The 25,692-nt window shown below is 71.9% G+C and carries 23 protein-coding genes, 5 tRNA genes and 2 pseudogenes; 21 read left to right on the plus strand and 9 right to left on the minus strand.

Annotated features, from left to right (window positions below):
• The 4 genes and pseudogenes from ACZ5NJ_RS35365 to ACZ5NJ_RS35380 all read right to left on the minus strand — a co-directional run.
• Positions 1-76, minus strand: a pseudogene (locus ACZ5NJ_RS35365) (ATP-binding protein); the annotation flags it as partial.
• Positions 57-449, minus strand: a complete 393-nt coding sequence (locus tag ACZ5NJ_RS35370; protein ID WP_351884186.1) for a DUF742 domain-containing protein — start codon at positions 447-449, stop codon at positions 57-59. The gene ACZ5NJ_RS35370 and the pseudogene ACZ5NJ_RS35365, both read right to left, overlap by 20 nt.
• A gap of 152 nt (positions 450-601) precedes the next feature.
• Positions 602-1,015 (minus strand): roadblock/LC7 domain-containing protein, encoded by a 414-nt coding sequence (locus tag ACZ5NJ_RS35375; RefSeq protein ID WP_042820501.1) that lies wholly within the window; start codon positions 1,013-1,015, stop codon positions 602-604.
• A 9-nt stretch (positions 1,016-1,024) separates the two neighbouring features.
• The gene (locus tag ACZ5NJ_RS35380) at positions 1,025-4,798 is read right to left on the minus strand and encodes a sensor histidine kinase (RefSeq protein ID WP_468770550.1); all 3,774 of its coding nucleotides are present in this window, start codon (positions 4,796-4,798) and stop codon (positions 1,025-1,027) included.
• A 579-nt stretch (positions 4,799-5,377) separates the two neighbouring features.
• Between ACZ5NJ_RS35380 and ACZ5NJ_RS35385 the strand changes: the two genes are divergently transcribed.
• From ACZ5NJ_RS35385 to ACZ5NJ_RS35425, 9 genes are all read left to right on the plus strand, one after another.
• Positions 5,378-5,563, plus strand: a complete 186-nt coding sequence (locus ACZ5NJ_RS35385; RefSeq protein WP_468770552.1) for a hypothetical protein — start codon at positions 5,378-5,380, stop codon at positions 5,561-5,563.
• Between the two features lie 88 nt (positions 5,564-5,651).
• Positions 5,652-6,440 (plus strand): fumarylacetoacetate hydrolase family protein, encoded by a 789-nt coding sequence (locus tag ACZ5NJ_RS35390; RefSeq protein WP_468770554.1) that lies wholly within the window; start codon positions 5,652-5,654, stop codon positions 6,438-6,440.
• Positions 6,433-7,908, plus strand: coding sequence for a glutamate--tRNA ligase (gltX, locus tag ACZ5NJ_RS35395; RefSeq protein ID WP_468770555.1), 1,476 nt, complete (start codon positions 6,433-6,435; stop codon positions 7,906-7,908). Before ACZ5NJ_RS35390 ends, gltX begins: the two co-directional genes overlap by 8 nt.
• 143 nt (positions 7,909-8,051) lie before the next feature.
• Positions 8,052-8,780 carry an HAD family hydrolase gene (locus ACZ5NJ_RS35400; protein ID WP_468770557.1) on the plus strand — a complete coding sequence of 243 codons (729 nt, stop codon included), beginning with the start codon at positions 8,052-8,054 and terminating at the stop codon, positions 8,778-8,780.
• 87 nt (positions 8,781-8,867) lie between these two features.
• Positions 8,868-8,939 (plus strand) — tRNA-Gln (locus ACZ5NJ_RS35405).
• A gap of 27 nt (positions 8,940-8,966) precedes the next feature.
• Positions 8,967-9,039, plus strand: a tRNA-Glu gene (locus tag ACZ5NJ_RS35410).
• Positions 9,040-9,100: 61 nt separating this feature from the next.
• Positions 9,101-9,176 (plus strand) — tRNA-Glu (locus ACZ5NJ_RS35415).
• Between the two features lie 22 nt (positions 9,177-9,198).
• Positions 9,199-9,270 (plus strand) — tRNA-Gln (locus ACZ5NJ_RS35420).
• 21 nt (positions 9,271-9,291) lie between these two features.
• Positions 9,292-9,364: transfer RNA gene (locus ACZ5NJ_RS35425), tRNA-Glu, on the plus strand.
• A 172-nt stretch (positions 9,365-9,536) separates the two neighbouring features.
• On the opposite strand, the gene ndgR is transcribed toward ACZ5NJ_RS35425, so the two are convergent.
• The gene (ndgR, locus tag ACZ5NJ_RS35430; protein ID WP_351884172.1) at positions 9,537-10,253 is read right to left on the minus strand and encodes an IclR family transcriptional regulator NdgR; all 717 of its coding nucleotides are present in this window, start codon (positions 10,251-10,253) and stop codon (positions 9,537-9,539) included.
• 120 nt (positions 10,254-10,373) lie between these two features.
• Here ndgR and leuC point away from each other — a divergent pair, with 120 nt between their 5' ends.
• The 4 genes from leuC to ACZ5NJ_RS35450 all read left to right on the plus strand — a co-directional run bounded on the left by leuC (position 10,374) and on the right by ACZ5NJ_RS35450 (position 13,588).
• On the plus strand, positions 10,374-11,798 hold the full coding sequence (gene leuC / locus ACZ5NJ_RS35435) for a 3-isopropylmalate dehydratase large subunit (protein ID WP_468770559.1): 1,425 nt from the start codon (positions 10,374-10,376) through the stop codon (positions 11,796-11,798).
• 3 nt (positions 11,799-11,801) lie between these two features.
• A complete protein-coding gene (leuD, locus tag ACZ5NJ_RS35440; protein ID WP_468770561.1) occupies positions 11,802-12,395 on the plus strand; it encodes a 3-isopropylmalate dehydratase small subunit in 594 nt (197 codons plus the stop codon).
• 137 nt (positions 12,396-12,532) lie between these two features.
• Positions 12,533-12,760, plus strand: a complete 228-nt coding sequence (locus tag ACZ5NJ_RS35445; protein ID WP_468770563.1) for an SCO5555 family protein — start codon at positions 12,533-12,535, stop codon at positions 12,758-12,760.
• A gap of 144 nt (positions 12,761-12,904) precedes the next feature.
• Complete coding sequence (locus tag ACZ5NJ_RS35450; protein WP_468770564.1) at positions 12,905-13,588, plus strand: HU family DNA-binding protein; 684 nt, start codon at positions 12,905-12,907, stop codon at positions 13,586-13,588.
• A gap of 320 nt (positions 13,589-13,908) precedes the next feature.
• On the opposite strand, the pseudogene cofC reads toward ACZ5NJ_RS35450, so the two are convergent.
• Positions 13,909-14,559, minus strand: a pseudogene (cofC, locus tag ACZ5NJ_RS35455) (2-phospho-L-lactate guanylyltransferase); the annotation flags it as partial.
• A 219-nt stretch (positions 14,560-14,778) separates the two neighbouring features.
• On the opposite strand from cofC, the gene ACZ5NJ_RS35460 reads away from it, so the two are divergent.
• From ACZ5NJ_RS35460 to ACZ5NJ_RS35470, 3 genes are read left to right on the plus strand one after another with little or no spacing between them, the layout of a single operon-like run.
• Positions 14,779-15,531: a lysophospholipid acyltransferase family protein gene (locus ACZ5NJ_RS35460; RefSeq protein WP_468770566.1), complete on the plus strand. Its 753-nt coding sequence runs from the start codon at positions 14,779-14,781 to the stop codon at positions 15,529-15,531.
• Positions 15,528-16,538, plus strand: coding sequence for an NAD(P)H-dependent glycerol-3-phosphate dehydrogenase (locus ACZ5NJ_RS35465; RefSeq protein ID WP_468770568.1), 1,011 nt, complete (start codon positions 15,528-15,530; stop codon positions 16,536-16,538). Before ACZ5NJ_RS35460 ends, ACZ5NJ_RS35465 begins: the two co-directional genes overlap by 4 nt.
• A gap of 39 nt (positions 16,539-16,577) precedes the next feature.
• On the plus strand, positions 16,578-17,735 hold the full coding sequence (locus ACZ5NJ_RS35470; RefSeq protein WP_468770570.1) for a D-alanine--D-alanine ligase family protein: 1,158 nt from the start codon (positions 16,578-16,580) through the stop codon (positions 17,733-17,735).
• A gap of 102 nt (positions 17,736-17,837) precedes the next feature.
• On the opposite strand, the gene ACZ5NJ_RS35475 is transcribed toward ACZ5NJ_RS35470, so the two are convergent.
• Positions 17,838-18,329: a DUF3515 domain-containing protein gene (locus ACZ5NJ_RS35475; protein WP_468770641.1), complete on the minus strand. Its 492-nt coding sequence runs from the start codon at positions 18,327-18,329 to the stop codon at positions 17,838-17,840.
• A gap of 23 nt (positions 18,330-18,352) precedes the next feature.
• Positions 18,353-18,586 (minus strand): Lrp/AsnC ligand binding domain-containing protein, encoded by a 234-nt coding sequence (locus tag ACZ5NJ_RS35480; protein WP_042816780.1) that lies wholly within the window; start codon positions 18,584-18,586, stop codon positions 18,353-18,355.
• Between the two features lie 245 nt (positions 18,587-18,831).
• Between ACZ5NJ_RS35480 and ACZ5NJ_RS35485 the strand changes: the two genes are divergently transcribed.
• On the plus strand, positions 18,832-19,812 hold the full coding sequence (locus ACZ5NJ_RS35485) for a thiamine-phosphate kinase (protein ID WP_468770572.1): 981 nt from the start codon (positions 18,832-18,834) through the stop codon (positions 19,810-19,812).
• Positions 19,809-20,609, plus strand: coding sequence for a bifunctional hydroxymethylpyrimidine kinase/phosphomethylpyrimidine kinase (thiD, locus tag ACZ5NJ_RS35490; protein WP_468770575.1), 801 nt, complete (start codon positions 19,809-19,811; stop codon positions 20,607-20,609). Before ACZ5NJ_RS35485 ends, thiD begins: the two co-directional genes overlap by 4 nt.
• A gap of 91 nt (positions 20,610-20,700) precedes the next feature.
• On the opposite strand, the gene rpmB is transcribed toward thiD, so the two are convergent.
• Entirely contained in the window at positions 20,701-20,886 is a 186-nt protein-coding gene (rpmB, locus tag ACZ5NJ_RS35495) for a 50S ribosomal protein L28 (RefSeq protein ID WP_007266795.1), read from the minus strand.
• Positions 20,887-21,127: 241 nt separating this feature from the next.
• Here rpmB and ACZ5NJ_RS35500 point away from each other — a divergent pair, with 241 nt between their 5' ends.
• The 3 genes from ACZ5NJ_RS35500 (at position 21,128) to rsmD (ending at position 25,681) form a co-directional block, all read left to right on the plus strand.
• Positions 21,128-22,792: a DAK2 domain-containing protein gene (locus ACZ5NJ_RS35500; RefSeq protein ID WP_468770577.1), complete on the plus strand. Its 1,665-nt coding sequence runs from the start codon at positions 21,128-21,130 to the stop codon at positions 22,790-22,792.
• A gap of 26 nt (positions 22,793-22,818) precedes the next feature.
• Entirely contained in the window at positions 22,819-25,029 is a 2,211-nt protein-coding gene (gene recG, locus ACZ5NJ_RS35505) for an ATP-dependent DNA helicase RecG (RefSeq protein ID WP_468770579.1), read from the plus strand.
• A gap of 73 nt (positions 25,030-25,102) precedes the next feature.
• Positions 25,103-25,681: a 16S rRNA (guanine(966)-N(2))-methyltransferase RsmD gene (gene rsmD, locus ACZ5NJ_RS35510; RefSeq protein ID WP_468770581.1), complete on the plus strand. Its 579-nt coding sequence runs from the start codon at positions 25,103-25,105 to the stop codon at positions 25,679-25,681.
• The last annotated feature ends 11 nt before the right edge of the window (positions 25,682-25,692 follow it).

Raw genomic sequence — 25,692 nt, forward strand, 5'->3', positions numbered from 1 at the left:
CGAAGCCGCCCGCCACCACGATCTTCGCGGAGGTGGTGGAGCGAGCCGCTCCGCCGTTAGAGCTTGCGAAGTCCACTGAGCACCCTTTCGAGCAGCGTAACGTCCGGCGTTCCGCCGGCCTCTCCATTGCCCGGCTGGTGGATCGCCACCATGCCGGCCTCCGCCAGGTCGGCTACGAGGATGCGGGCCACACCGAGCGGCATGGACAGCAGGGCGGAGACCTCCGCGACCGACTTCACCTCGCGGCACAGGGTGCAGATGCGCTGGTGCTCCGGCAGCAGGCCGGACAGGTGCATCGGGTCGGCGGTCGTGCTGACCAGCGCCTCGATGGCGAGCTGGTACCGCGGCCGGGTCCGGCCGCCGGTCATCGCGTACGGACGTACCAGCGGCTGGTCGCCTTCCGAGTACGGGTCTCCGTACGCATCGGGGTAGGCGGGGGGCGGGGTCATTGATCCTCCGGGCTGGACAGCAGTGGTCAGCGTGCCGTCTGACGGGGCGGCCGGTGGGGGGACGTGATGACGGCCTTCGGGGGTACTGGGGTTCCGGGACGCGGTCCCGGTCCTCCCGGCCGGAAGTACCGTCCGGCCGGGAGGAGGGGGTGTCAGGTGAGCAGGCTTCCCTGGAGCTCCGCGCGCAGGTCCGGGGTGAGGACGTTGCCGGCGCGGTCCACGAGGAGGGCCATCTCGTAGCCGACGAGGCCGATGTCGCACTCGGGGTGCGCGAGCACCGCGAGCGAGGACCCGTCGGAGACCGACATGAGGAAGAGGAACCCACGGTCCATCTCCACCACGGTCTGGTTGACGGCGCCACCCTCGAAGATCCGGGAGGCCCCGGCGGTCAGCGAGGTCAGACCGGAGGCCACGGCCGCCAGCTGGTCGGCGCGGTCACGGGGGAAACCTTCGGACATGGCCAGAAGGAGTCCGTCGGCGGAGACCACCACGGTGTGGGACACCCCGGGGGTGTTGTCCACGAAGTTGGTGATCAACCAGTTCAGGTTCTGTGCCGCCTGGCTCATCGAGCTCAACTATCGCTCCTGCTGGTAAGTGGGGTCGATCTGGTAACTGCCGGTCGCCGGGCCGGAGGTGCCGGCCTGCCGTCCCTGCTGGATACCGCGTCGGAGGTTGGTGAGACGGCCGCGCACGTCGTCCGGAGCGCGCGACACCTGCGGCCCGGCCGGCGCTTCGGCCTGCTGCTGGGCGGTACCCGCGACGAGGTTGGCGCGCGGCACCCGCCGGGGGAGCCCCGAGGTGGTGATCCCGCCGGCCGCCGGCTGGCGCACGCGCTCCGCCTGACGCATCAGCTCGTCGTTGGGGGAGGACCGCCAGCTGACCTGCGGCGTGCTGCCGGTGACCGCCGTGGCGCCCTCGCCCGGAAGCTCCTGACCTCGCTGCGGCAGCGGCTGCTGCTGCTGGGGGGCCTGGCCCTGCTGGGGCTGCTGCGGAACGGCCGGCGCCTGTCCGACGGACGGGCCGCCGTTCTGGCCGGACCAGTTCGACTCCAGCGTATCGAAGATCGGACTGCGCAGCTCACCACCGGGCTGACCCTGCGCCGGGGGCAGTGCCTCCGGCTGGTACGCCTGGGGGAGCTGAGGGGCTTCGGGCCGCGGAGCCGGCGCGGGGGCGTAGCCGCCGGGCTGCCGGTTCTGGGGCTGCTGCTCCCCGTAGCCGCCGACGCCCGGGCCGCCCGGGCGGGCGAACTGGCCCGTGGAGGACGGGTCGAGCGGGCCGCCCGGCTGCGGGCGCTCGAACTGCCCCGTGGCGGACGGGTCCTGGGGACCGCGTACGTCGGGACGCTCGAACTGCCCGGTGGTGGAGAGGGCGGGGTTGCCGGCCTGCGGCATCGGGGCGTTGAAGTCGGGGCGGGCGAACTCCGCCGTCGACCCGGGGCCCGACAGCTCGTCGTGCCCGCGCGGGGCCTCCTGCCCGGCCTGCCCGGCGCCCCAGCTGGTGGCCTGCGGCATCCCGGCGGACGGGCCGCCCGCGCCCGGAAGCTCCGGACGGCCGGCGGCGCCGCCCTGCGGCGGGAGCTGCGGACGCCGGCGCTTGACGGGGGCCGCGGGGCCGCCCTGCTGCTGCGGGGCCGGGGCCTGCCCGGGCTGCTGCTGGCCGAACGCCGCGCCGCCCTGGGGCTGCTGCGGACGCTCGAAGCCGTTGCCCTGGGGCGGGAAGACACCGGGGGCGGAAGCCTGGGGCACACCCGCGGGGCGGGCCTGCGGGCCGCTGAAGAGGTTGTTGTCCTGGCCGGCCGGAGCACCGGCGGGGCCGCCCTGCCCGCGGGTGGGCAGCGGGGCACCGCCGCCGAAGCCGCCCTGGCCCTGCGCCTGGCCCGTCGCGGCGGCGGGACCGCCCTGCGGACGGGGGCCCTGGCCCTGCGGACGCTGCTGCGGAGCGCCGGCGGGACCGCCCTGGCCCGGCAGCGCGGGGCGCTGGCCGCCGCCGACCTGGCCGCGCTGCTGGCCCGCGCCCACCGGGGGACGCGCGCCGCCGGGGACGGAACCCTGGGCGCCGGGGGCACCCGGGCCGCCCTGGGCTCCGGCCTGGCCGCCCTGGCCCGCCGCCGGACCCGGCTTCTTGCCGCCCTGGGCGACGTCCACCGGAAGCATGACGAGCGCGGTCGTGCCGCCCGAGTCGGAGGGGCGCAGCTGGATGCGGATGCCGTGTCGCAGGGACAGGCGGCCGACCACGAACAGGCCCATGCGGCGGGAGACGGAGACGTCCACGGTCGGCGGCGACGCGAGCCGCTCGTTGATCGCGGCGAGGTCCTCCGGGGACAGGCCGATACCGGTGTCGTGGATCTCGACGAGCACGCGGCCGTCGGGCAGCGCGTGACCGGTGACCTTGACCTTCGTCTGCGGGGAGGAGAACGAGGTGGCGTTCTCCAGCAGCTCGGCGAGGAGGTGCACGAGGTCGTTGACGACGCGGCCGGCGACATCGGTGCCGGGCACCGCCGCCAGTTCGATGCGCTCGTACTGCTCCACCTCGGACGCGGCGGCACGGAGCACGTCGACGAGCGGGACGGGGCGGGTCCACCGGCGGCCCGGCTCCTCACCCGCGAGGACGAGGAGGTTCTCACCGTTACGCCGCATGCGGGTGGCGAGGTGGTCGAGCTTGAAGAGCGAGGAGAGCTGGTCCGGGTCGGCCTCGCGCGACTCCAGTTCGGAGATGAGCGACAGCTGGCGCTGGATGAGGCCCTGGGAGCGGCGCGAGAGGTTGGTGAACATCGCGTTGACGTTGCCCCGGAGGAGGGCCTGCTCGGCGGCGAGGCGGACGGCCTCGCGGTGCACGTCGTCGAAGGCCGCGGCCACCTGGCCGATCTCGTCGCGGGTGTGCAGGCCGACGGACTCCACGGAGGTGTCCACGTCCTGCGGGTCCGACTCCGAGAGCTGCTTGACGAGCTCGGGCAGGCGGTCCTGGGCGACGCGCGTCGCGGTGTCCTGGAGGCGGCGCAGCGAGCGGATCATGGACCGGGCCATGACGAAGGCGCCGACGAGGGAGACACCGAGGACGAGGAGGATCAGGGCACCGTTGATGATGGCGTCCTGCTGCGACTCGTTCTTGAGCTCGCGGGCCTTCTGCTCCATGTCTTCGAGCAGGGTCAGCTCGATGACCTTCATGGCCTGGAGCTTGGTGTCGTCGGCGTCGTACCAGTCCATCCAGGACCGGTTCTTCTCCTTGGCGAACTGTCCCTGGGTGCTCAGCACGCGGCGGGCGTAGTGGTCGGCGCTGCCGATCTCGGTGTTGCCGTCGCCGAGCGCCGCGAGGAGCTCCTCGGGCTTGCCCTGGTAGACGAGTTCGAAGGTCTTCTTCGCCTGGCTCTCACCGCGGAGCGCGGAGAGGCCGTAGAGGCGGTCGTTCTCGTCCAGCTTGCCCGGCTTGTCGCTGCTTTCGAGGAGCGAGGCGGCGATGACGGCGCGCTGGATGGAGGCGTACTCCTTGGCGGAGGAGAAGGCGGCCAGGGCGCGGGTGCGCTTGATCATCTCCGGGTTGGAGGTGGCCTGGGCCATGTCCTGCGACAGCGAGAGCAGCGAGACGATCAGGGCGTTGTACTCGGTGACCGTCTGCTGGGCGCCGTTCATGTACGCCTTTTTGCGGATGTCCTCGATGCCCGTGAGCTGGCGGCCGATCTGCAGGATGTTGTTGCGGATCGACTTGAGGGTCTCGTCCTTGTCCTCCGCGTTGTCGACCTTGTCGGTCGCGGAGGCGAAGGCCTTGGCGGCGGCGTCGGTCTGGTCGCGGACACCCTGGACGAGGCTGTTGGCCTTGCCGTCCCTGGTGATCGACATCGGGCCGGCCGACTTGTCCCGCTCCTCCTGGAGCATGGCGGCCAGGTTGGTGGCCTGCCGGGTCATCGTCGTCAGCAGCTGCATGTGCTCCAGCTGGGCGATGTCGTTGAGCGAGTCGTTGATGCGGAAGCCACCGAGCGTGGTGGCCGCGACGACGGGCAGGGTCAGCAGCGACACCAGTCGCGTGCTGATGCGCCAGTTCTGCATCGCGAGGCGGGAACCCGAGCTGGGGGCCTTGGGTATCGCCTCGTCCTGCTGCTCGACGGGCTCCGCCTTGGCCTTGCCCTTGGAGCGGCCGGCCTTGGGGGCCTTGCCGGACTTCCCGCGGCCCTTGGCCTTCCCCGAGGGGGAGGAGTCGGGCCCCGCCCCTTCGAGTGCCGGGCCGCGGCCCGGGGCGTGCTGGGGCGAGGCGCCACGGTCGGTCCCGCCGAGCGGCTCCTGCTCCGCCGCAGCTTCCCCTCGGCCCTGAAGGGCCTGGGGAGACCCCTTGCCATCCCTCTTGAATCGTCCCTGCACTAGCGTCGCAACCTCTGGACCAGGCGCCCCGCCGGATGAGCGGCGGAACGGTGTCGAGTCGTGGGGCACTGACGGCCCCATGGTGGTCGTCGGTGACCGGCGCGTCTCCCTGTCGATGCCACCGCGCTCGGCGCTCTCTTGCGCCACCTGCGCGCCGGCTGATACCCGCGGCGGTCTCGCGAATTCCAGCACAGTGGGGGATCTCCAACAAGGTGCGCGTGTCGCCCCGGCGAGCCGGTCACGTCTCGTGACGGGCGTGCTACGCGATGTGGAAGTCCAATGGGGAGGAATCGGACTTACGCCAATCAAAGCTCGCGCCTGGCAAGGTGTCCCAGTCGAGATGATCAGGAGCGGAATGGCGCATTCAGTGGCGCAATGTCCGTTTCCGGGGCGTCAGTTGACTGTCAATTATGTCCGTATTGCCCGCTCACGGGTGAGCAAACTCACACGGCAATGGCTCTTACCGACCGGTTCAGTCGGGGATTCGGATGTTTAGCCTTGCCTGTTAAAGGGTTGGCGCCACACCCGGCGCAGCAGACGACCCCCACCCCACCAGCGAGCCGAGGGCCCGAAACTCCGATGAAGACGACGTCGATGATCCGCAACATAGCCAACCCCCGCCGCACCACCCTCGCGCACCTCAAGGACGCCGAGGAGCTGCAGGCGGCCCCGGCCACCCCGGAGCACCGCGTCGAGCTGCCCACCCAGACCGCGAACCCGCGCCGCACCGTCCTCATGGACGCCCCGCTCGCCGCCGCGCAGTAAAAGGAGCGCGAAGCGCCGGCCCCCACCGCGTTAGCCTGGAGTCCGCAGACTCCAGCCAGCGGAAACACAAGAGGGGCAGACGCAGCAGGTGCGCATCGCCAGGTTCTCGATCGACGGCAACGTCGCGTTCGGCGCGGTCGAGGGCAGCACTGCCCCCGGCGCCGAAGGCGAGCTCGTCCTCGACATCATCAAGGGCATCCCGTTCGCGGACTTCGAGCTCTCCGGCACGAAGGTCCCGCTGAGCAAGGTCCGGCTGCTGCCGCCCGTGCTCCCGAACAAGGTCGTGGCCGTCGGCCGCAACTACGCGGAGCACGCGGCGGAGCTCGGCAACGAGCTCCCCGAAGCCCCGATCACCTTCTTCAAGCCCTCCACCTCGGTGGTCGGCTCCGGCGACCCGATCGTCTACCCCTCCTTCTCCCAGGACGTCCACCACGAGGCGGAGCTCGCCGTGGTGATCGGCCGCATGTGCCGCGAGGTCCCGAAGGAGCGCGTCAAGGACGTCATCCTCGGGTACACCTGCGCCAACGACGTCACCGCCCGCGACGTCCAGCAGCGCGAGAAGCAGTGGGCCCGCGCCAAGGGCTTCGACAGCGCCTGCCCCCTCGGCCCCTGGATCGAGACCGACCTCGACCCGGCCGACCTGACGATCCAGTGCACCGTCAACGGCGAACAGCGCCAGCTCGGCCGCACCAGTGACATGGTCCGCTCCGTCGAGGACCTGGTCGTGCACATCAGCGAGGCCATGACCCTGCTCCCGGGCGACGTCATCCTCACGGGGACCCCGGCCGGAGTCGGCCCCCTCAACGTCGGCGACGAGGTCGCCGTCACCATCGAAGGCATCGGCACTCTCACCAACAGGGTGATCAAGCGTGGCTAACGCGAACGTCCGCGTACGTTTCTGTCCCTCCCCGACCGGCAACCCCCACGTGGGCCTGGTCCGGACCGCCCTCTTCAACTGGGCGTTCGCCCGCCACCACGGCGGTACGTTCGTCTTCCGCATCGAGGACACCGACGCGGCCCGCGACTCCGAGGAGTCGTACGTCCAGCTGCTCGACTCCCTGCGCTGGCTCGGCTTCACCTGGGACGAGGGCCCCGAGGTCGGCGGCCCGCACGCCCCCTACCGGCAGTCCGAGCGCATGGACATCTACAAGGACGTCGCGCAGAGGCTCCAGGACGGCGGCTACGCCTACTCCTGCTACTGCACCACCGAGGAGCTCGACACCCGCCGCGACGCCGCCCGCGCCGCCGGCAGGCCCTCCGGCTACGACGGCCACTGCCGCGAGCTGACCGCCGAGCAGGTCGCCGCCTACGAGGCCGAGGGCCGCACCTCGATCGTCCGCTTCCGGATGCCCGACGAGACCATCACCTTCACGGACCTGGTCCGCGGCGAGCTCTCCTTCACCCCGGAGAACGTGCCGGACTTCGGCATCGTCCGCGCGAACGGCGCCCCGCTGTACACGCTGGTCAACCCGGTCGACGACGCGCTGATGGAGATCACGCACGTCCTGCGCGGCGAGGACCTGCTCTCCTCCACCCCCCGCCAGATCGCCCTCTACAAGGCGCTGATCGAGCTGGGCGTGGCCAAGGGCACCCCGCAGTTCGGCCACCTGCCGTACGTGATGGGCGAGGGCAACAAGAAGCTCTCCAAGCGCGACCCCGAGTCCTCGCTCAACCTCTACCGCGAGCGCGGCTTCCTCCCCGAGGGCCTGCTGAACTACCTCTCGCTCCTCGGCTGGTCCTTCTCCAAGGACCAGGACATCTTCTCGATCGAGGAGATGGTGGCGAAGTTCGACATCGACGGCGTCAACGCCAACCCGGCCCGCTTCGACCTCAAGAAGGCCGAGGCGATCAACGCCGACCACATCCGCCGGATGGACCCCAAGGCCTTCGCGGACGCCTGCCAGCCCTGGCTGCGCGCCCCGCACGCCAACTGGGCGCCCGAGGACTTCGACGCCGCCGCCTGGGACCGGATCGCCCCGCACGCCCAGACCCGGGTGACCGTCCTCTCGGACATCACCGCGAACGTGGACTTCCTCTTCCTCAAGGAGCCCGTCGAGGACCAGGCGTCCTGGGACAAGGCCATGAAGGGCGAGCCCGCGGCCCTGCTGACCACGGCGCGCGAGAACCTCCTCGGCGCCGACTGGGCGGACCCGGAGTCCCTGAAGCAGGCCGTCCTGGCCGCCGGCGAGGCCCACGGCCTCAAGCTCGGCAAGGCCCAGGCCCCGGTCCGCGTGGCCGTCACCGGCCGCACCGTCGGTCTGCCGCTCTTCGAGTCCCTGGAGATCCTGGGCAAGGAGCGCTCGATCGCGCGCATCGACGCGGCCCTGGCGAAGCTCGCCGCCTGACCCGCGCCCTCTCCGAAGGGGCGGCAGCCGACCCGGCTGCCGCCCCTTCGGCGTTCCCCGGCGGTGAGAACGGCCACACCCCTGACGGGCGGAGTTCCGCGGACCGCCCCCGCGCGCGGCCGCCCGGGCGTAGGCTCGCCGGTATGCCGATCCGCGCCGTGCTGTGGGACATCGACGACACCCTCTTCGACTACACCGGGGCCGACGCGGCCGGGCTGTCGCGGCACCTGCGCGACGAGGGGCTCGGGGAGCGCTACGGGACCGCCGCCGAGGCCCTGGCCCTGTGGCGGCGGCACACGGAGACGCACTGGGCGCGCTTCGCCGCCGGCGAGACCACCTTCCGCGGCCAGCGCCAGGACCGGGTGCGGGACTTCCTCGGGGAGCCCGACCTGACCGAGGAGCAGGCCGACGCCTGGTTCGAGCGGTACGTGGAGCACTACAAGGCCGCCTGGACCCTCTTCCCGGACGTCCTGCCCGCCCTGGACGCCCTCGCCGGCCGCTACCGGCACGGGGTGCTCTCCAACTCCTCCGTCGCCAACCAGGACCCCAAGCTGTGCCACCTCGGCCTGCGCGAGCGCTTCGAGGTCCTGGTGTGCGCGGCCGAGCTGGGCGTCAGCAAGCCCGAGGCCGCCGCCTTCCTCGCCGCCTGCGCGGCCCTCGGGCTGCCGCCGGAGCAGGTGGCGTACGTGGGGGACCAGCCGGAGATCGACGCGCGGGGCGCGCGCGACGCGGGGCTGACCGCCGTCTGGATCGACCGGGACGGGGGCCGGGGGCCCGGACCCGGGGGCGTACACCGGATCGAGGGGCTCGAACTGCTCCCCGAGCTGCTGGCCGCTGATACCCGTTTTGGAGCACGGTCAGGCATCCGGTAATGTTCTTTCTGCGCCGGGGAGACGGGCCGAGAGGCCGGAACCACAGGCGCTAACCAAACGAAAGGCCCTCAGGGTCTTGAAGTTCGGTGGGCTATAGTGTAATTGGCAACACGAGGGTTTCTGGTTCCCTTATTCTAGGTTCGAGTCCTGGTAGCCCAGCGCAGTGCAGTAGTAACGCAGTGCTTTGCCCCCGTTGTGTAGCGGCCTAGCACGCCGCCCTCTCAAGGCGGTAGCGCCGGTTCGAATCCGGTCGGGGGTACAGATCCTTCCCGCGGGATCTCCAGGGTCGCTCCCGGAGGTTTTGATGCAGGATCGCTAGGGCCCCCGTTGTGTAGCGGCCTAGCACGCCGCCCTCTCAAGGCGGTAGCGCCGGTTCGAATCCGGTCGGGGGTACCAAGGTCTGGCTGGTCTAGACCATTGGGCTATAGTGTAATTGGCAACACGAGGGTTTCTGGTTCCCTTATTCTAGGTTCGAGTCCTGGTAGCCCAGCGTAGTACCGCAGTAAAGCTAGCCCCCGTTGTGTAGCGGCCTAGCACGCCGCCCTCTCAAGGCGGTAGCGCCGGTTCGAATCCGGTCGGGGGTACATGAGGAGAGGCCCTCCGCGATCATCGCGGAGGGCCTCTTCGTCGTTCCCGGACGGGCGCCGGGTCCGCGGACAAGTGCGGGCCCGGAGGCGCGAGTTCGGACGTGTGCGGCGTCGTTCGCGCCCCCGGGCCCGGGGGTGGTGTGGAGGAGGTCTGCGACCGGGGAGGGGCTCAGCCGGAGCGGCGCAGGGCCTCCGAGAGCCGGGCGGCCGCGTCGATGACGGCCTGGGCGTGCATGCGCCCGGGGTGCCGGGTCAGGCGCTCGATCGGGCCGGAGACCGATACGGCGGCCACCACGCGGTTCGAGGGGCCGCGCACCGGCGCCGAGACGGAGGCCACGCCGGGCTCCCGCTCGCCGATCGACTGGGACCAGCCGCGGCGCCGTACGCCGGACAGGGCCGTCGCCGTGAAGCGCGCGCCCTGAAGACCCCGGTGGAGCCGCTCGGGCTCTTCCCAGGCCATCAGGATCTGCGCCGCCGAGCCCGCCTTCATCGGGAGCGTGGAGCCCACCGGGACGGTGTCCCGCAGGCCCGACAGCCGCTCGGCGGCCGCCACGCAGATGCGCATGTCGCCCTGACGGCGGTAGAGCTGCGCGCTCTCGCCCGTCACGTCACGGAGGTGCGTGAGCACCGGTCCCGCCGTGGCCAGCAGACGGTCCTCGCCGGCCGCGGCGGCAAGCTCTGCCAGCCGCGGACCGAGGATGAACCGGCCCTGCATGTCCCTCGCCACCATCCGGTGGTGTTCCAGTGCCACGGCAAGGCGATGTGCCGTGGGTCGTGCGAGCCCTGTCGCCGCGACCAGCCCGGCGAGGGTGGCCGGACCGGACTCCAGTGCGCTCAATACCAGAGCTGCCTTGTCGAGAACGCCGACGCCGCTAGAGTTGTCCATGAAACGATATTCACGTCTCACACTGTGAAACGCAAGTTCAAATTTTCCAAGAACCAGCGAGTCTGTATGTACGGGTCCACGAACCACTGGATCCGGGACGGTGAGCCGGAGGGAAGAGCGATGGGTAGGACACTCGCGGAGAAGGTCTGGGACGACCATGTCGTCCGGCGCGCCGAGGGCGAGCCCGATCTCCTCTTCATTGATCTCCACCTGCTGCACGAGGTGACCAGCCCGCAGGCGTTCGACGGGCTGCGGCAGGCCGGCCGCAAGGTCCGGCGGCTGGACCTCACCATCGCGACCGAGGACCACAACACCCCCACCATCGACATCGACAAGCCGATCGCGGACCCGGTCTCCCGGGCCCAGCTGGAGACGCTGCGCAAGAACTGCGCCGAGTTCGGTGTCCGCCTGCACTCGCTGGGCGACGTGGAGCAGGGTGTCGTGCACGTCGTCGGCCCGCAGCTGGGTCTGACGCAGCCGGGCACCACCGTGGTCTGCGGTGACTCCCACACCTCCACGCACGGCGCCTTCGGCGCGCTGGCCTTCGGCATCGGCACCAGCCAGGTCGAGCACGTGCTGGCCACCCAGACGCTGCCGCTGGCCCGCCCCAAGACGATGGCCATCACCGTCACCGGCGAGCTGGCCGAGGGCGTCACCGCCAAGGACCTGATCCTGGCGATCATCGCCAAGATCGGCACCGGCGGCGGCCAGGGCTACATCCTGGAGTACCGCGGCGAGGCCGTCGAGAAGCTCTCGATGGAAGCCCGCATGACCATCTGCAACATGTCGATCGAGGCCGGCGCCCGCGCGGGCATGATCGCCCCCGACCAGACCACCTTCGACTACCTGGAGGGCCGCGACCACGCCCCCACGGGCGAGGACTGGGACGCGGCGGTCGCCTACTGGAAGACCCTGCGCACCGACGAGGACGCCGTCTTCGACGCCGAGGTCGTCATCGACGGCTCCGCGCTCTCCCCGTTCGTCACCTGGGGCACCAACCCGGGCCAGGGCGCGCCGCTGTCGGCCAACGTCCCCGACCCGGCTTCGTACGAGGACGCTTCGGAGCGCCTGGCCGCCGAAAAGGCCCTGGAGTACATGGGGTTGACCGCCGGGCAGCCGCTGCGCGAGATCAAGGTCGACACCGTCTTCGTAGGTTCCTGCACCAACGGCCGCATCGAGGACCTGCGTGCCGTCGCCGGGATCATCGGGGGCCGCAAAGTCGCCGACGGCGTACGGATGCTGGTCGTCCCCGGCTCCGTCCGGGTCGCGCTCCAGGCCGTCGAGGAAGGCCTGGACAAGGTCTTCAAGGACGCCGGCGCCGAATGGCGGCACGCGGGCTGCTCCATGTGCCTGGGCATGAACCCCGACCAACTGGCCCCCGGTGAGCGTTCCGCGTCCACCTCCAACCGCAACTTCGAGGGCCGGCAGGGCAAGGGCGGGCGCACCCACCTGGTCTCCCCGCAGGTGGCCGCCGCCACCGCGGTCCTGGGCCACCTGGCCTCGCCCGCCGACCTGTCCGACGCCAACGCCCCCGCCGGAGTCTGAACCATGGAAGCCTTCACCACCCACACCGGCCGTGCCGTCCCGCTGCGCCGCAGCAACGTCGACACCGACCAGATCATCCCGGCCCACTGGCTGAAGAAGATCACCCGCGACGGGTTCGAGGACGGGCTCTTCGAGGCCTGGCGCAAGGACCCGGAGTTCGTCACCAACCGCCCGGAGCGCCAGGGGGCGACCGTGCTGGTGGCCGGCCCTGACTTCGGCACCGGCTCCTCGCGCGAGCACGCCGTCTGGGCGCTGCAGAACTTCGGGTTCAAGACCGTCATCTCCTCCCGCTTCGCCGACATCTTCCGCGGCAACTCGCTGAAGAACGGTCTGCTGACCGTCGTCCTGCCGCAGGAGACCGTCGACCGGCTGTGGGAGCTCACCGAGGCCGACCCGACCGCCGAGATCACCGTCGACCTGGTCGACCGGAAGGTCCGAGCCGAGGGCGTCGAGGCGGAGTTCGAACTCGACGACAACGCGCGCTGGCGTCTGCTGGAAGGACTGGACGACATCTCGCTCACCCTTCAGAACGAAGCCGACATCGACGCCTACGAAAGTACCCGCCCGGCCTTCAAGCCGCGTACGGTCCGCGTCTGATTCCTGCCTGATCAGCGCTTATTCACCCTCGGGTGATCACATCGGCGACACTGTGCCCCCCGCCTTCCGGCGGGGGGCACAGCCGTATGTTGAGGCCCCGTGAGGCGACAACTCGCCCCAGATGGCACAATCTGTGCATGGAACGCGACAGTCAACTCGACCTCTACGAGCTCGTCGCGGACCGGTTGAAAGAAGCACACACCAGGGTGCGCGCACTGCAAGTCCCGGAGGGCGTAAGGATGGCGCTGTCCCGGAAGCTGTTGGTCGTCACTGCCGCGGCGAAACATGATCTCGCCGACGCGGCAAGGCGCCTGGACAGGTTGATGAAGGACCTCGACGAGGGTCGATTCCCTGAAGGCGACTGATGCGAAGGAACTCCGTAACGGCTCACATCGTTGCGGCACTAGGGTGATTAGCCCGTTTCGTGTTTGATTTGCGGTATATATCCGCCTAACGTGCGAAATAAGCTTGAACACATTCGTTCTGGCGAGGTCTCCGAAGGGGAAGACGTGAACAAGGCGCAGCTCGTAGAAGCGATTGCCGACAAGCTCGGCGGCCGCCAGCAGGCCGCCGACGCGGTCGACGCGGTACTGGACGCGATGGTCCGCGCGGTCGTCGCGGGCGACCGGGTCTCGGTCACGGGCTTCGGCTCGTTCGAGAAGGTCGACCGCCCGGCCCGCTACGCGCGCAACCCGCAGACGGGTGAGCGCGTCCGGGTCAAGAAGACCTCCGTTCCCCGCTTCCGCGCGGGTCAGGGCTTCAAGGACCTGGTCAGCGGCACCAAGAAGCTCCCCAAGGGCGACGAGGTGGCCGTGAAGAAGGCCCCGAAGGGCAGCCTGACCGGCGGTGCCTCGGCCACGGTCAAGAAGGCCGCCGCGAAGAAGGCGACCACCGCCAAGAAGGCCGCCGCGAAGACCACGGCCACGAAGACCGCCGCGAAGAAGACGACGGCGAAGAAGGCCACCCCGACCGTCAAGAAGACGGCCGCCAAGACCACGGTCGCGAAGAAGACCACGGCCACCGCGAAGAAGGCGGCCCCGGCGAAGAAGGCCACGGCGGCGGCGAAGAAGACCACCGCCACCGCGAAGAAGACCGCCCCGGCGGCCAAGAAGGCCACCGCGACGAAGGCGCCCGCCAAGAAGACGGCGACGCGCAAGGCCACCGCGAAGAAGACCACCGCCCGCAAGAAGTAAGGGCACGAGTCACACACGCCGGGCCGGCTTCCCCCCGGGGGAAGCCGGCCCGCGGTGCGTTCCTTCGCAGGTCGCAGGGGTGGCGGGAGTCCCGCCGGGGCCAGGGGGTCCGGCTAGAACGTCTGCAGGGTGACCAGGGTGACGCGCAGGGTGGCGCCCTCGCCGTCCGTCTCGATGCGCACCCGCTGCCCGGGCCGCAGCATCAGCAGGCCCCCCGCGTCGAAGGCCTCGGCCCCGAAGGGCACCGGGGTGCCGTCGTCCAGCAGCACGCTGCCGCTGCGGGTCTGGGAGTCGTACGTGTACGCGGTCGCCTGCATACGCGCACTGTATCGGGCCGTGTGGCGGCCCACGCCGAGGGACAGGGCCCTGCGCAGGTCCGGCCCGGTGTCCACGTCCCGCCGTACGCTCTCGACGTCCGCGAGGGCTATTTCCACCGCTCCCGAGGCGGAATGCCGGGCCCGGGACGGACCGCCGAACGCGGGTGCCAATTCCACGTCCGGACCGGCGGAAAGGAGGGTCGTCCCGATTCCCGCCGCATCCGCCAGAAATGCCCGGGGAAATGCGGCGGCGATATCGAGCACACGTAGCAATTCCGGCGGGCGCAGTGCCGGCAGGTCCGCGTTCATCGCGGCCAGCGGCGCCCCCGGCCGCCGGGCGCGCACGGCCCGCGCGCCGTGGTCCAGCGCGGCGTTGAGCCCCGCCGCCGGGGCGTCCGGCAGGATCCGCGCCCCCAGCCGGGCCAGTTCCGCCCCGGCCACGGCGTCGTCCGTGACGACCACCACATCCGCCACCGAGGCGCAGGCCAGTGCGCCCGCCACCGTGTCCTGCGCGAAGGCCAGGGCCAGCCCCGGACGGGAAGCGCCCACCGCGGCCGCCAGCCGGCTCTTGGCCAGCGCCAGGGGCTTCAGCGGGACCACCAGGCTCCAGACGGCGTTCGTGGCGGACTCCTTCGCTCCGTTGCGCGGCCGCACCCGCCCCGGCCCTGGGCGGGTCACGGCCCGGTCATCAGTCGGCCCATTGTCGCCTCAGACCGGCCGGAGGGGGGTCGGCCGGTCCGGGCGGGGCGTACGGTGTTCTCGACAGAGACCGGACCCGGGGCGACACTTGTCCGGCCCACGAGGCGCCGCGCCTCCCCCAGCCACCGCTGGAAGGTGCCGCACGCGCCCCGGTCCTAGAGGAAGGTGCTCCGAGTGTCCCGCCGCAGAATCGGCTTCTGGTACCGCCTGGCGGCGGTCATCGCAAAACCGCCGCTGGTAGTGCTCTTCAAGCGGGACTGGCGGGGAATGGAGCACATTCCGGCCGACGGCGGCTTTATCACCGCCGTCAATCACAACTCGTATCTGGACCCGCTGTCCTACGCGCACTTCCAGTACAACACCGGCCGGGTGCCCCGGTTGCTGGCCAAGGCCGGACTCTTCAAGGTGCCTTTCGTCGGCGCCATCCTGCGCGGATCGGGCCAGATCCCCGTCTACCGCGAGACCACCAACGCCCTGGACGCGTTCCGGGCCGCCGTGGACGCCGTCGAGCGCGGCGAATGCGTGGCGTTCTACCCCGAGGGCACCCTCACCCGCGACCCCGAGATGTGGCCGATGGCGGGCAAGACCGGTGTCGCCCGCGTGGCACTGATCACCCGGGCCCCCGTCATTCCGGTGGCCCAGTGGGGCGCCAACCTCGCGATGCCGCCGTACGCCAAGGAGAACAAGGTCCGCCTGTTCCCGCGCAAGACGCTCCAGGTGCTCGCCGGGCCGCCCGTGGACCTCTCGGCCTTCTACGGCAAGGACCCCACGCCGGAGGTCCTCAAGGGCGCCACCGAAGCCATCATGGCCGACATCACCGCCCTCCTGGAGGAGCTGCGCGGCGAGAAGGCTCCGGACGAGCCCTACGACCACCGCAAGGCCAGGGCGGAACAGCGGCGCAAGGCCGCGGGGGAGGGTTCCAAGTGACGCGTCCCGTCAAGGCGGCCGTGTTCTCGGCGGGCTCCTGGGGCACCGCCTTCGGCATGGTGCTCGCCGACGCCGGCTGCGAGGTCACCCTGTGGGCCCGCCGCCCGGAGGTCGCCGACGCCATCAACACCGACCGCGCCAACCCGGACTACTTCCCCGGCGCCGAGCTCCCGGCGAACCTGCGCGCCACCACCGACCCGGCCGAGGCGGCCCGCGACGCCGACTTCACCGTCCTGTCGATCCCCTCCCAGACCCTGCGCGGCAACCTGGCCGAGTGGGCCCCGCTGCTGGCCCCCGACACCGTCCTCGTCTCCCTGATGAAGGGCATCGAACTGGGCACCGCCAAGCGGATGAGCGAGGTCATCGAGGAGGTGGCCAAGGTCCCCTCCGAGCGCGTCGCCGTCGTCACCGGCCCCAACCTGGCCCGCGAGATCGTCGCCCGCCAGCCCGCCGCCTCCGTCGTCGCCTGCGTGGACGAGGCCGTGGCCCAGCGCCTCCAGGCCGCCTGCCACACCCCGTACTTCCGGCCGTACACCAGCACCGACGTCATCGGCTGCGAGCTCGGTGGCGCGGTCAAGAACGTCATCGGCCTCGCCGTCGGCATCGCCGACGGCATGGGCCTGGGCGACAACACCAAGGGCTCGCTCATCACCCGCGGCCTCGCCGAAGCCACCCGCCTGGGCCTGGCGATGGGCGCCGACCCGCTCACCTTCTCCGGCCTCGCCGGCCTCGGCGACCTCGTCGCCACCTGCTCCTCGCCGCTCTCCCGGAACCACACCTTCGGCACGAACCTGGGCCGCGGGATGACCCTGGAGGAGACCATCGCGGTCACGCGGCAGACCGCCGAGGGGGTCAAGTCCTGCCAGTCCGTGGCGGATCTGGCCCGCCGGTACGGGGTGGACATGCCGATCACCGAGACGGTCGTCGACATCGTCCACCACGGCAAGCCCACCCTGGTCGCGCTGAAGGAACTCATGGGCCGCAGCGCCAAACCGGAACGTCACTGACACCTTTCCGGACGCTTGAGCGGGTACTCTCGTGGCGATATGAGCAGCGAGAACCTCCCCCAGACCCCTGAGCAGCAGGGCCGCAAGCCCCGCGTGGCCGTCGTCTTCGGCGGCCGCAGCTCGGAACACGCCATCTCGGTCGTCACCGCGGGCGCTGTGCTGCGCTCCATCGACCGCTCCAAGTACGAGGTGCTGCCCATCGGCATCACCACGGACGGCCGGTGGGCGCTGACCGCCGACGCACCCGAGCGCATGGCCATCGCCGACCGCCGGCTCCCCGACGTGGAGTCGCTGGCGGAGTCCCCGGACGGCACCGTCGTGCTCCCCGTGGACCCCGCCAGCCGCGAGGTCGTCTACACCGAGCCCGGCTCCGTCCCCAAGGCACTGGGCGAGGTCGACGTCGTCTTCCCCGTCCTGCACGGCCCCTACGGCGAGGACGGCACCCTCCAGGGCCTCCTGGAGCTGTCCGGGATCCCGTACGTCGGCTGCGGCGTCCTCTCCTCGGCCGTCGGCCAGGACAAGGACTACATGAAGCGGGTGTTCACCTCCTACGGGCTGAACGTCGGCCCGTACGTGACCATCCGCCCCCGCGAGTGGGAGGCCGACCGGGACGCCGCCACGGCCAAGGTCCTGGACTTCGCCGCCGAACACGGCTGGCCGCTGTTCATCAAGCCCGCCCGCGCCGGCTCCTCCATCGGCATCACCAAGGTCGACGACGCCTCCGGGCTCGACGCGGCCATCGACGAGGCCCGCCGCCACGACCCGAAGGTCGTCGTGGAGGCGCTGCTGCGCGGCCGCGAGATCGAGTGCGGCGTCCTGGAGTTCGAGGACGGGCCGCGCGCCAGCGTGCCCGCGGAGATCCCGCCGGTCTCCAGCCACGACTTCTACGACTTCGAGGCGAAGTACATCGACTCCGCCGCCGGCCTCGTGCCCGCCCCGCTCACCGAGGAGCAGACCGCCGAGGTCCAGCGGCTCGCGATCGAGGCCTTCGAGGCCGCCTCCTGCGAGGGTCTGGTCCGCGCCGACTTCTTCCTCACCGAGGACGGCACCTTCGTCATCAACGAGATCAACACCCTCCCGGGGTTCACGCCGATCTCGATGTACCCGCGCATGTGGCAGGAGTCGGGCATCGAGTACCCGGAGCTCGTGGACCGGCTGATCCAGGCCGCCCTGCGCCGCTCCACCGGCCTGCGCTAGACCTCCCCCGGACCCCGTCCGGGGGACGCCGGGGCCCGTACAGCCGACCGCCCGCCAGGAGGAACCCTGGCGGGCGGCGGTGTGCGCGGGGGAGGGGGCGGGTCAGTACGAGGAGATGCCGACCGGCACGGCCTTGGCCACCGCGGCGGACAGGTCCACGAGCATGCTCGCGTCCGTGGCATGCTCCTTGTCGATCCAGACCTCCGTGTAGGCGAGCCGCGAGCCGGTGGTGAACTTCAGACCGCCGTCGGCCGGCCGCTCCACCAGCCAGCCGACGCCGTTCACCTCCACGCCGTCCGCCTTCGCGTCGGCCATCTTCGCGGGCCTGGGGATCCCGCACCGCAGTACGATCGCCGGGCCGCCCCACGCGGCGGTCAGGTCCGACGCCGGTTCGGTGGCGGTCCGCTCCAGCCCGGACACCGTCTCCGGGAGCTCCTTGTGCAGCGCGGCACAGAGCCCCGCGACGTCGGCGGGCGGCGCGGGCGGCGGAGTCACCCGGGCCGCGGAGGTCCCGGGGGAGCAGCCCGCCAGGGCCAGGCCCGCCGACAGGGCGGGCAGGGCCAGGAGACGCAGGGACCGGCGGTGCGAAGACATCACCGGCCAAGAGTAGACGGGGGCTACAGATGGACCACGGGGCAGGTCAGGGTGCGGGTGATCCCCTCCACCTGCTGCACCTTGGCGACCACCATGCGGCCGAGATCGTCGACGGTGTCGGCCTGGGCGCGCACGATGACGTCGTACGGCCCCGTCACGTCCTCGGCCTGGATCACCCCCGCGATGTTCCCGATGGACTCGGCGACGACCGACGCCTTGCCCACCTCGGTCTGGATGAGGATGTACGCCTGTACCACGGAACCTCCAGGGCGGCCACGAGGATCATTTCCCCTAACCTTCGGATGGGCCCGACGGAATCGGAAGGGCCGGGGGAAGAAGGGACGCCACGGTACCGCGTCGCCGGGTGCCACGGGGAGACCCGCAGACCAGGCGCCACGCACAGCGGGGCGTACGCAGACCAGAAGTTGACGTATCTGTTGACGGTACCCAGAGCTGTGACGGCTCGCGACCGCAAGCGGACTTGCCAAGAAGGGGCACAGCGATGAAGGGCACTGTGGGCGAGCTGGGGGAATTCGGGCTCATCAGGGAGCTCACCTCACGGCTCACCACCACCCCGGCGGTCCGGCTCGGGCCGGGCGACGACGCCGCGGTCGTGTCGGCCCCCGACCGGCGGGTCGTGGCCAGCACGGACATCCTGCTGGAGGGCAGGCACTTCCGGCGCGACTGGTCCACCGCCTACGACGTCGGCCGCAAGGCCGCCGCCCAGAACCTGGCCGACATCGCCGCCATGGGCGCGGTACCGACGGCCATCCTCCTCGGCCTCGTCGTCCCGGCGGAGCTGCCGGTCACCTGGCCCACCGAGCTGATGGACGGCATCCGCGACGAGTGCCAGGTCGCCGGCGCGGCCGTGGTCGGCGGCGACGTCGTCCGCGGGGACACCATCACCGTCTCCATCACCGCCCTCGGCGACCTGCGCAACCACGAGCCCGTGCTGCGCTCCGGCGCCCAGCCCGGCGACGTCGTGGCCGTCACCGGCTGGCTCGGCTGGTCCGCGGCCGGCTACGCGGTGCTCTCGCGCGGCTTCCGCTCCCCGCGGGCCTTCGTCGAGGCGCACCGGCGCCCCGAGCCGCCGTACCACGCGGGCCCGGCGGCCGCCGGACTCGGCGCCACCGCCATGACCGACGTCAGCGACGGCCTGATCGCCGACCTCGGGCACATCGCCGAGGCCAGCCACGTCCGGATCGACCTGCGCTCGGGGGCCGTGGACATCCCGACCCAGATGCACGACATCGGCCAGGCCGTGGGCGTCGACCCGCTCCAGTGGGTGCTCACCGGGGGAGAGGACCACGCCATCGTGGCCACCTTCCCGCCCGACGTGAAGCTCCCGGCCCGCTGGAAGGTCATCGGCGAGGTCCAGCACCGCTCCGCCCTGCCCCAGGTGACCGTGGACGGCGCCCCCTGGACCAGCACCGGGGGCTGGGACCACTTCGGGGCCGACCCGGCCGAGGGCGAGACCCCGTGAGCGGGCACCCCCCGCTGTGCCTGACCGTCGCCGGATCCGACTCCGGCGGCGGCGCGGGCATCCAGGCCGACCTGAAGACCATGCTCGCGCTCGGCGTGCACGGCATGAGCGTGGTCACCGCCGTGACCGCGCAGAACTCCCTCGGGGTGAAGGGGGCCTGGGAGCTCCCCGCCGAGGCCGTCACGGCCCAGTACCGGGCCGTCGTGGACGACATCGGGGTGCAGGCCGTCAAGACCGGCATGCTCTCCTCCGCCGTCCTGGTGGAAACCGTCGCGGGGCTGCTGGCCGGCACGGACGCCCCGGTGGTCGTGGACCCCGTGGGGGTCTCCAAGCACGGGGACGCCCTGCTCGCCGCCTCGGCGCTGGACGCCGTACGGGCAGAGCTGCTGCCCCGGGCCACGGTCGCCACGCCGAACCTCGACGAGGTGACGCAGCTGACCGGGCTGGCCGTCGAGGACGAGGACGGCATGCGGCGGGCCGCCGACGCGATCCTCGGCTTCGGGCCCCGCTGGGCGCTGATCAAGGGCGGCCACCTCGCCGCCCACGGCGGGCAGGCCGTGGACCTGCTGACCGACGGCTCCGAGGATCTGTGGCTGCGGGCGCCCCGCCACGACAACCGGCACACCCACGGCACCGGCTGCACCCTCGCCAGCGCGGTCGCCGCGGGCCTGGCCAAGGGGCTCCCCGTCCCGGAGGCCGTCACGGCCGCCAAGGAGTACGTCACCGGCGCCATCGCCGCCGGCTTCGCGCTCGGCGGCGGCATCGGCCCGGTGGACCACGCCTGGCAGTGGCGCTGACACCGTCAGGACAAGGCAAAAGGCCGGCCCACCAGAGGTGGACCGGCCTTCTTGGCAACCGGAAAGGGCTGCGCTACGACGACGGGAGGCGTCAGCGCGAGACCTTGCCGGCCTTGATGCACGAGGTGCAGGCGTTGAGGCGCTTCGGCGTCCCATTGACCACGGCACGGACGCGCTGGATGTTCGGGTTCCAGCGACGCGAGGTGCGGCGGTGCGAGTGGGAGATGTTGTTGCCGAAGCTCGGCCCCTTGGCGCAAACGTCGCAGTTGGCAGCCACAGGTCACTCCAAGACTTCAGATGCAATTACGGTGGAATCCGGCACACCGGAATCAGAGATCTGAAGTGGCTTGCCGGACGAATGACCCGACTCTCGACGGGCAACCTGAGCAGCATACAACGACTGCTTGGGTCCGAGAAAACTACCATGACGGGGCCGGGCTCCGCCCCGGCGTCCCGGGCGGGCGGCCGACCTTCGTTACCCTGCGGTGAACCCTGGCCCGCACAAGGAGGAACGCCCGGTGGCGCACGAGCCCGAGCCGCAGCCCGCCGACGAGTTCGACGCCGAAGCGGTGCGCACCTGGAGCTCCCTGGCCCTGGCCGCCCTGGGCCGCGCCCGCACGGACATCGACGCCATCAACGTCTACCCCGTCGCGGACGCCGACACCGGCACCAACCTCTACCTCACCGCCGAATCCGCCGACCGCGCCCTGACCGAGGCCCTCGCCGGGACCGCCCCCGGCGTGACCGACGGCACAGCCCGCCCCGCCCCCGCCTCCCTGCCCGAAGCCGTACGGGCCTACGCGCACGGCGCGCTCATAGGCGCCCGGGGCAACTCCGGGACGATCCTCGCCCAGCTGCTGCGCGGAGTGGCCGACGTCCTCTCCGCCGACCCCGCCGGCCGCGCCCCCGGCCCCCTGCTGGCCCGAGCCCTGGAGCGGGCCGCCGAGGAGGCCTACCAGGCCGTCGCGCACCCCGTCGAAGGGACGATGCTCACCGTCGCCGGCGCCGCCGCCCGCGCCGCGGGGGCCGCCTCCGGGACCGCCGCCGACGTGGCCCGCGCCGCCTACGAGGGCGCCCGCGCGGCCCTCGCCGGCACCCCCGCCCAGCTGGCCGCCCTCGGCAGGGCCGGGGTCGTCGACGCGGGGGGCTGCGGGCTGGTCGCCGTCCTCGGGGCGCTCTGGCAGGCCCTGTCCGGCCAGGAGCCCGAGCCCGATCCCGTCCGGGGGCCGGCCGTGCCCCTGGAACGCCTCCCCGAGCCGTGCGCCCAGGAGGAGGGCGGGCCCGGCTACGAGGTGATCTACCTGCTGAAGGCCTCCGAGGAAGCCGTCGGCGCACTGCGCACCGCCCTCGACGTGCTCGGCGACTCCCTGGTGGTGGTCGGCGGCGACGGGCTGTGGAACGTCCACGTCCACGTCGACGACCCCGGCGCGGCCGTCGAAGCCGGAGTCGAAGCCGGCCGGCCGTACCGCATCCGCATCACCCACTTCGGTGACGAACGCCGCCGCGCCAGCGCCCCGCGCGCCCAGCGGGCCGTCGTTGCCGTGGTCCAGGGGGAAGGGCTGGCCGCGCTGTACGGGGAGGCGGGCGCGACCACCGTCCCCGCCCGCCCCGGCGAGCCTCCCGCCGTCGCCGACCTGCTCGACGCCGTCCGCCGGGCCCACGCCCGCGAGGTGGTCCTGCTGCCCGGCAGCGCCGAACTCCGCGCGGCCGCCGGAGCCGCCGCCGAGCAGGCCCGCGCCGACGGCGTGCGCGTGGCCGTGATCCCCACCCGGTCCGCCGTCCAGGGCCTGGCCGCCCTCGCCGTCCACGACCCGCAGGCCAGCTTCGACGAGGACGTCGTCACCATGACCGCCGCCGCCGGCGCCACCCGCTACGGGGAACTCGCCGTCGCCGAACGGCAGTCCTTCACCTCCGCCGGGATCTGCCAGGCCGGGGACGTCCTCGGGCTCATCGACGGCGACGTCGCCGTCATCGGCGCGGGCCTGCCCGAGACGGCCGAGGCGGTCCTGGAGCGGATGCTCGGCTCCGGCGGCGAACTGGTCACCCTCGTCCTGGGCCCCGAGGCCCCCGACGCCCTCGCCGCGCGCCTGGAGGCGTACGTCCAGCAGTCCCACCTGGCCGTGGACACCGTCACCTACAGCGGCGGCAGGCACTGCGCGCCCCTGCTCATCGGAGTCGAATAGCGGCCCTGTCACAAGCATGGTGTGCAATGGAACACGTGCCCGCGCTCGACGAAGACCTCAAGAAGACCCTCGGCCCCGCCACCGCCAAGGTGCTCGCCGAGCAGCTCGGCCTGCACACGGCCCTGGACCTGCTCCACCACTACCCCCGGCGGTACGCCGAGCGCGGCGAGCTGACCTCGCTCGCCGACCTCGCCGACCAGCTCGACGAGCACGTCACGGTCGTCGCCCAGGTCGCCGACGCCCGGATCCTGACCTTCAACGGGGGCCGCGGCAAGCGGCTGGAGGTCACCATCACCGACGGCAGCGGCCGCCTCCAGCTCGTCTTCTTCGGCGCCGGCGTCCACAAGCCGCACAAGGAGCTGCTCCCCGGCAGCCGCGCGATGTTCGCGGGCAAGGTCTCCCGCTTCAACCACAAGCTCCAGCTCGCCCACCCCGCCTACGAACCCCTCGGCGGGGACGCCTCCGACCGGGACGCCGCCACCGCCTTCGCCAACCAGCTGATCCCGATCTACCCGGCCTGCGCCAAGCTGGAGTCCTGGAAGATCGCCAAATGCGTGGACGCCGTCCTGCCCCGCGCCGCCGAGGCCGTCGACCCGCTCCCGCCCGCCCTGCGCGACGGCCGCGGACTGGTCCCGCTCCCCGAGGCCCTCCTCAAGATCCACCGCCCGGCCACCAAGGCCGACATCGAGGACGCCCGGCGCCGCCTGAAGTGGGACGAGGCCTTCGTCCTCCAGGTCGCCCTCGCCCGCCGCCGGCACGCCGACTCCCAGCTCCCGGCCGTCGCCCGCCGCGCCACCCCCGGCGGACTCCTCGACGCCTTCGACGCGAAGCTCCCCTTCACCCTCACCGAAGGCCAGCGGAAGGTCTCCCAGGAGATCTTCGACGACCTCGCCACCAGCCACCCCATGCACCGCCTCCTCCAGGGCGAAGTCGGCTCGGGAAAGACCATGGTGGCGCTGCGGGCCATGCTCGCCGTCGTCGACTCCGGCGGCCAGGCCGCCATGCTCGCCCCCACCGAGGTCCTCGCCCAGCAGCACCACCGCTCCGTCACCGAGATGATGGGCGAGCTCGCCGAAGGCGGCATGCTCGGCGGATCCGACCGGGGCACCAAGGTGGTCCTGCTCACCGGCTCCATGGGGACGGCCGCCCGCCGCCAGGCCCTCCTCGACCTCGTCACCGGCGAGGCCGGCATCGTCATCGGCACCCACGCCCTGATCGAGGACAAGGTCCAGTTCCACGACCTCGGCCTCGTCGTCGTCGACGAACAGCACCGCTTCGGCGTCGAACAGCGCGACGCCCTGCGCTCCAAGGGCAAGCAGCCGCCGCACCTGCTCGTCATGACCGCCACCCCCATCCCGCGCACCGTCGCCATGACCGTCTTCGGCGACCTGGAGACCTCCGTCCTCGACCAGCTCCCCGCCGGCCGCTCCCCGATCGCCACCCACGTGGTCCCGTCCAAGGACAAGCCGCACTTTCTCGCCCGCGCCTGGGAACGGGTCCGCGAAGAGGTCGGCAACGGCCACCAGGCCTACGTCGTCTGCCCCCGCATCGGCAATGGCGACGACGAGGCCGCCGACCCCAAGGGCAAGAAGAAGGCCTCCGCCGAGGACGAGGCCGAGAAGCGCCCGCCGCTCGCCGTCCTGGAGATCGCCGAACAGCTCGGCCGCGGCCCCCTCGCCGGACTCTCCGTCGAGGTGCTGCACGGCCGGATGGACCCCGCCGACAAGGACGACGTCATGCGCCGCTTCGCCGCCGGCGAGGTCAAGGTGCTCGTCGCCACCACCGTCATCGAGGTCGGCGTGAACGTCCCCAACTCGACCGTCATGGTCATCATGGACGCCGACCGCTTCGGCGTCTCCCAGCTCCACCAGCTCCGCGGCCGCGTCGGCCGCGGCTCCGCCCCCGGACTGTGCCTGCTCGTCAGCGAGATGCACGAGGCCAGCCCCGCCCGCGCCCGCCTCGCCGCCGTCGCCGCCACCCTCGACGGCTTCGAACTCTCCCGGATCGACCTCGAACAGCGCCGCGAGGGCGACGTCCTCGGCCAGGCCCAGTCCGGCGTCCGCTCCTCCCTGCGCATGCTCGCCGTCATCGAGGACGAGGAGGTCATCGCCGAGGCCCGGGAGGAGGCCACCCGCGTGGTCGCCGCCGACCCCGCACTGGAGCACCTGCCCGGACTGCGCACCGCCCTCGACGCCCTGCTCGACACCGAACGCGAGCAGTACCTGGAGAAGGGCTGAGCGGGACGACCTATCGTGGGAGGCCAGCACGGAGGCCCCGGCCTCCCACGACCGCCGCAGAGAAGGACCCCAGATGACCCGCGTGATCGCCGGAACCGCCGGCGGGCGGCGGCTGGCCGTGCCGCCCGGCACCGGCACCCGCCCGACCTCCGACCGGATGCGCGAAGGGCTCTTCTCCACCTGGGAGTCACTCCACGGCGTCCAGGACTCCCGGGTCCTCGACCTGTACGGCGGCTCCGGCGCCGTCGGCCTGGAAGCCCTCTCCCGGGGCGCCGCCCACACCCTCCTGGTCGAAGCCGACGCCAAGGCCGCCAAGGCCATCCGGGACAACATCAGGACCCTGGGCCTCCCCGGCGCCGAGTTCCGGGCCGGCAAGGCCGAGCAGGTCGTGGCGTCCCCGGCGCCCGGGAACCCGTACGACATCGTCTTCCTGGACCCGCCGTACGCCGTCGAGCACGCCGACCTCGGCGAGATCCTCCTCACACTCCGCGCCAATGGCTGGCTCACCGACGACGCGCTCGTCACGGTGGAGCGCAGCACGAGGAGCGGTCCGTTCCCGTGGCCGGAGGGTTTCGAGCCGCTGCGTTCGCGCAAGTACGGCGAAGGCACCCTTTGGTACGGTCGCGCCGCCTCCACCAGCGAACACTCATGAACGAGGGAGCT

It is taken from the genome of Streptomyces sp. NPDC032091 (genome assembly GCF_055580265.1).

Excerpts from the sequence above, each read along its gene's own strand:
- ACZ5NJ_RS35370 (WP_351884186.1), bottom strand. The coding sequence starts at position 449 with ATGACCCCGCCCCCCGCCTACCCCGATGCGTACGGAGACCCGTACTCG.
- ACZ5NJ_RS35375 (WP_042820501.1), bottom strand. The coding sequence starts at position 1,015 with ATGAGCCAGGCGGCACAGAACCTGAACTGGTTGATCACCAACTTCGTG.
- ACZ5NJ_RS35385 (WP_468770552.1), top strand. The coding sequence starts at position 5,378 with ATGAAGACGACGTCGATGATCCGCAACATAGCCAACCCCCGCCGCACC.
- ACZ5NJ_RS35400 (WP_468770557.1), top strand. The coding sequence starts at position 8,052 with ATGCCGATCCGCGCCGTGCTGTGGGACATCGACGACACCCTCTTCGAC.
- ndgR (WP_351884172.1), bottom strand. The coding sequence starts at position 10,253 with ATGGACAACTCTAGCGGCGTCGGCGTTCTCGACAAGGCAGCTCTGGTA.
- leuC (WP_468770559.1), top strand. The coding sequence starts at position 10,374 with ATGGGTAGGACACTCGCGGAGAAGGTCTGGGACGACCATGTCGTCCGG.
- leuD (WP_468770561.1), top strand. The coding sequence starts at position 11,802 with ATGGAAGCCTTCACCACCCACACCGGCCGTGCCGTCCCGCTGCGCCGC.
- ACZ5NJ_RS35445 (WP_468770563.1), top strand. The coding sequence starts at position 12,533 with ATGGAACGCGACAGTCAACTCGACCTCTACGAGCTCGTCGCGGACCGG.
- ACZ5NJ_RS35470 (WP_468770570.1), top strand. The coding sequence starts at position 16,578 with ATGAGCAGCGAGAACCTCCCCCAGACCCCTGAGCAGCAGGGCCGCAAG.
- ACZ5NJ_RS35475 (WP_468770641.1), bottom strand. The coding sequence starts at position 18,329 with ATGTCTTCGCACCGCCGGTCCCTGCGTCTCCTGGCCCTGCCCGCCCTG.
- ACZ5NJ_RS35485 (WP_468770572.1), top strand. The coding sequence starts at position 18,832 with ATGAAGGGCACTGTGGGCGAGCTGGGGGAATTCGGGCTCATCAGGGAG.
- recG (WP_468770579.1), top strand. The coding sequence starts at position 22,819 with ATGGAACACGTGCCCGCGCTCGACGAAGACCTCAAGAAGACCCTCGGC.
- rsmD (WP_468770581.1), top strand. The coding sequence starts at position 25,103 with ATGACCCGCGTGATCGCCGGAACCGCCGGCGGGCGGCGGCTGGCCGTG.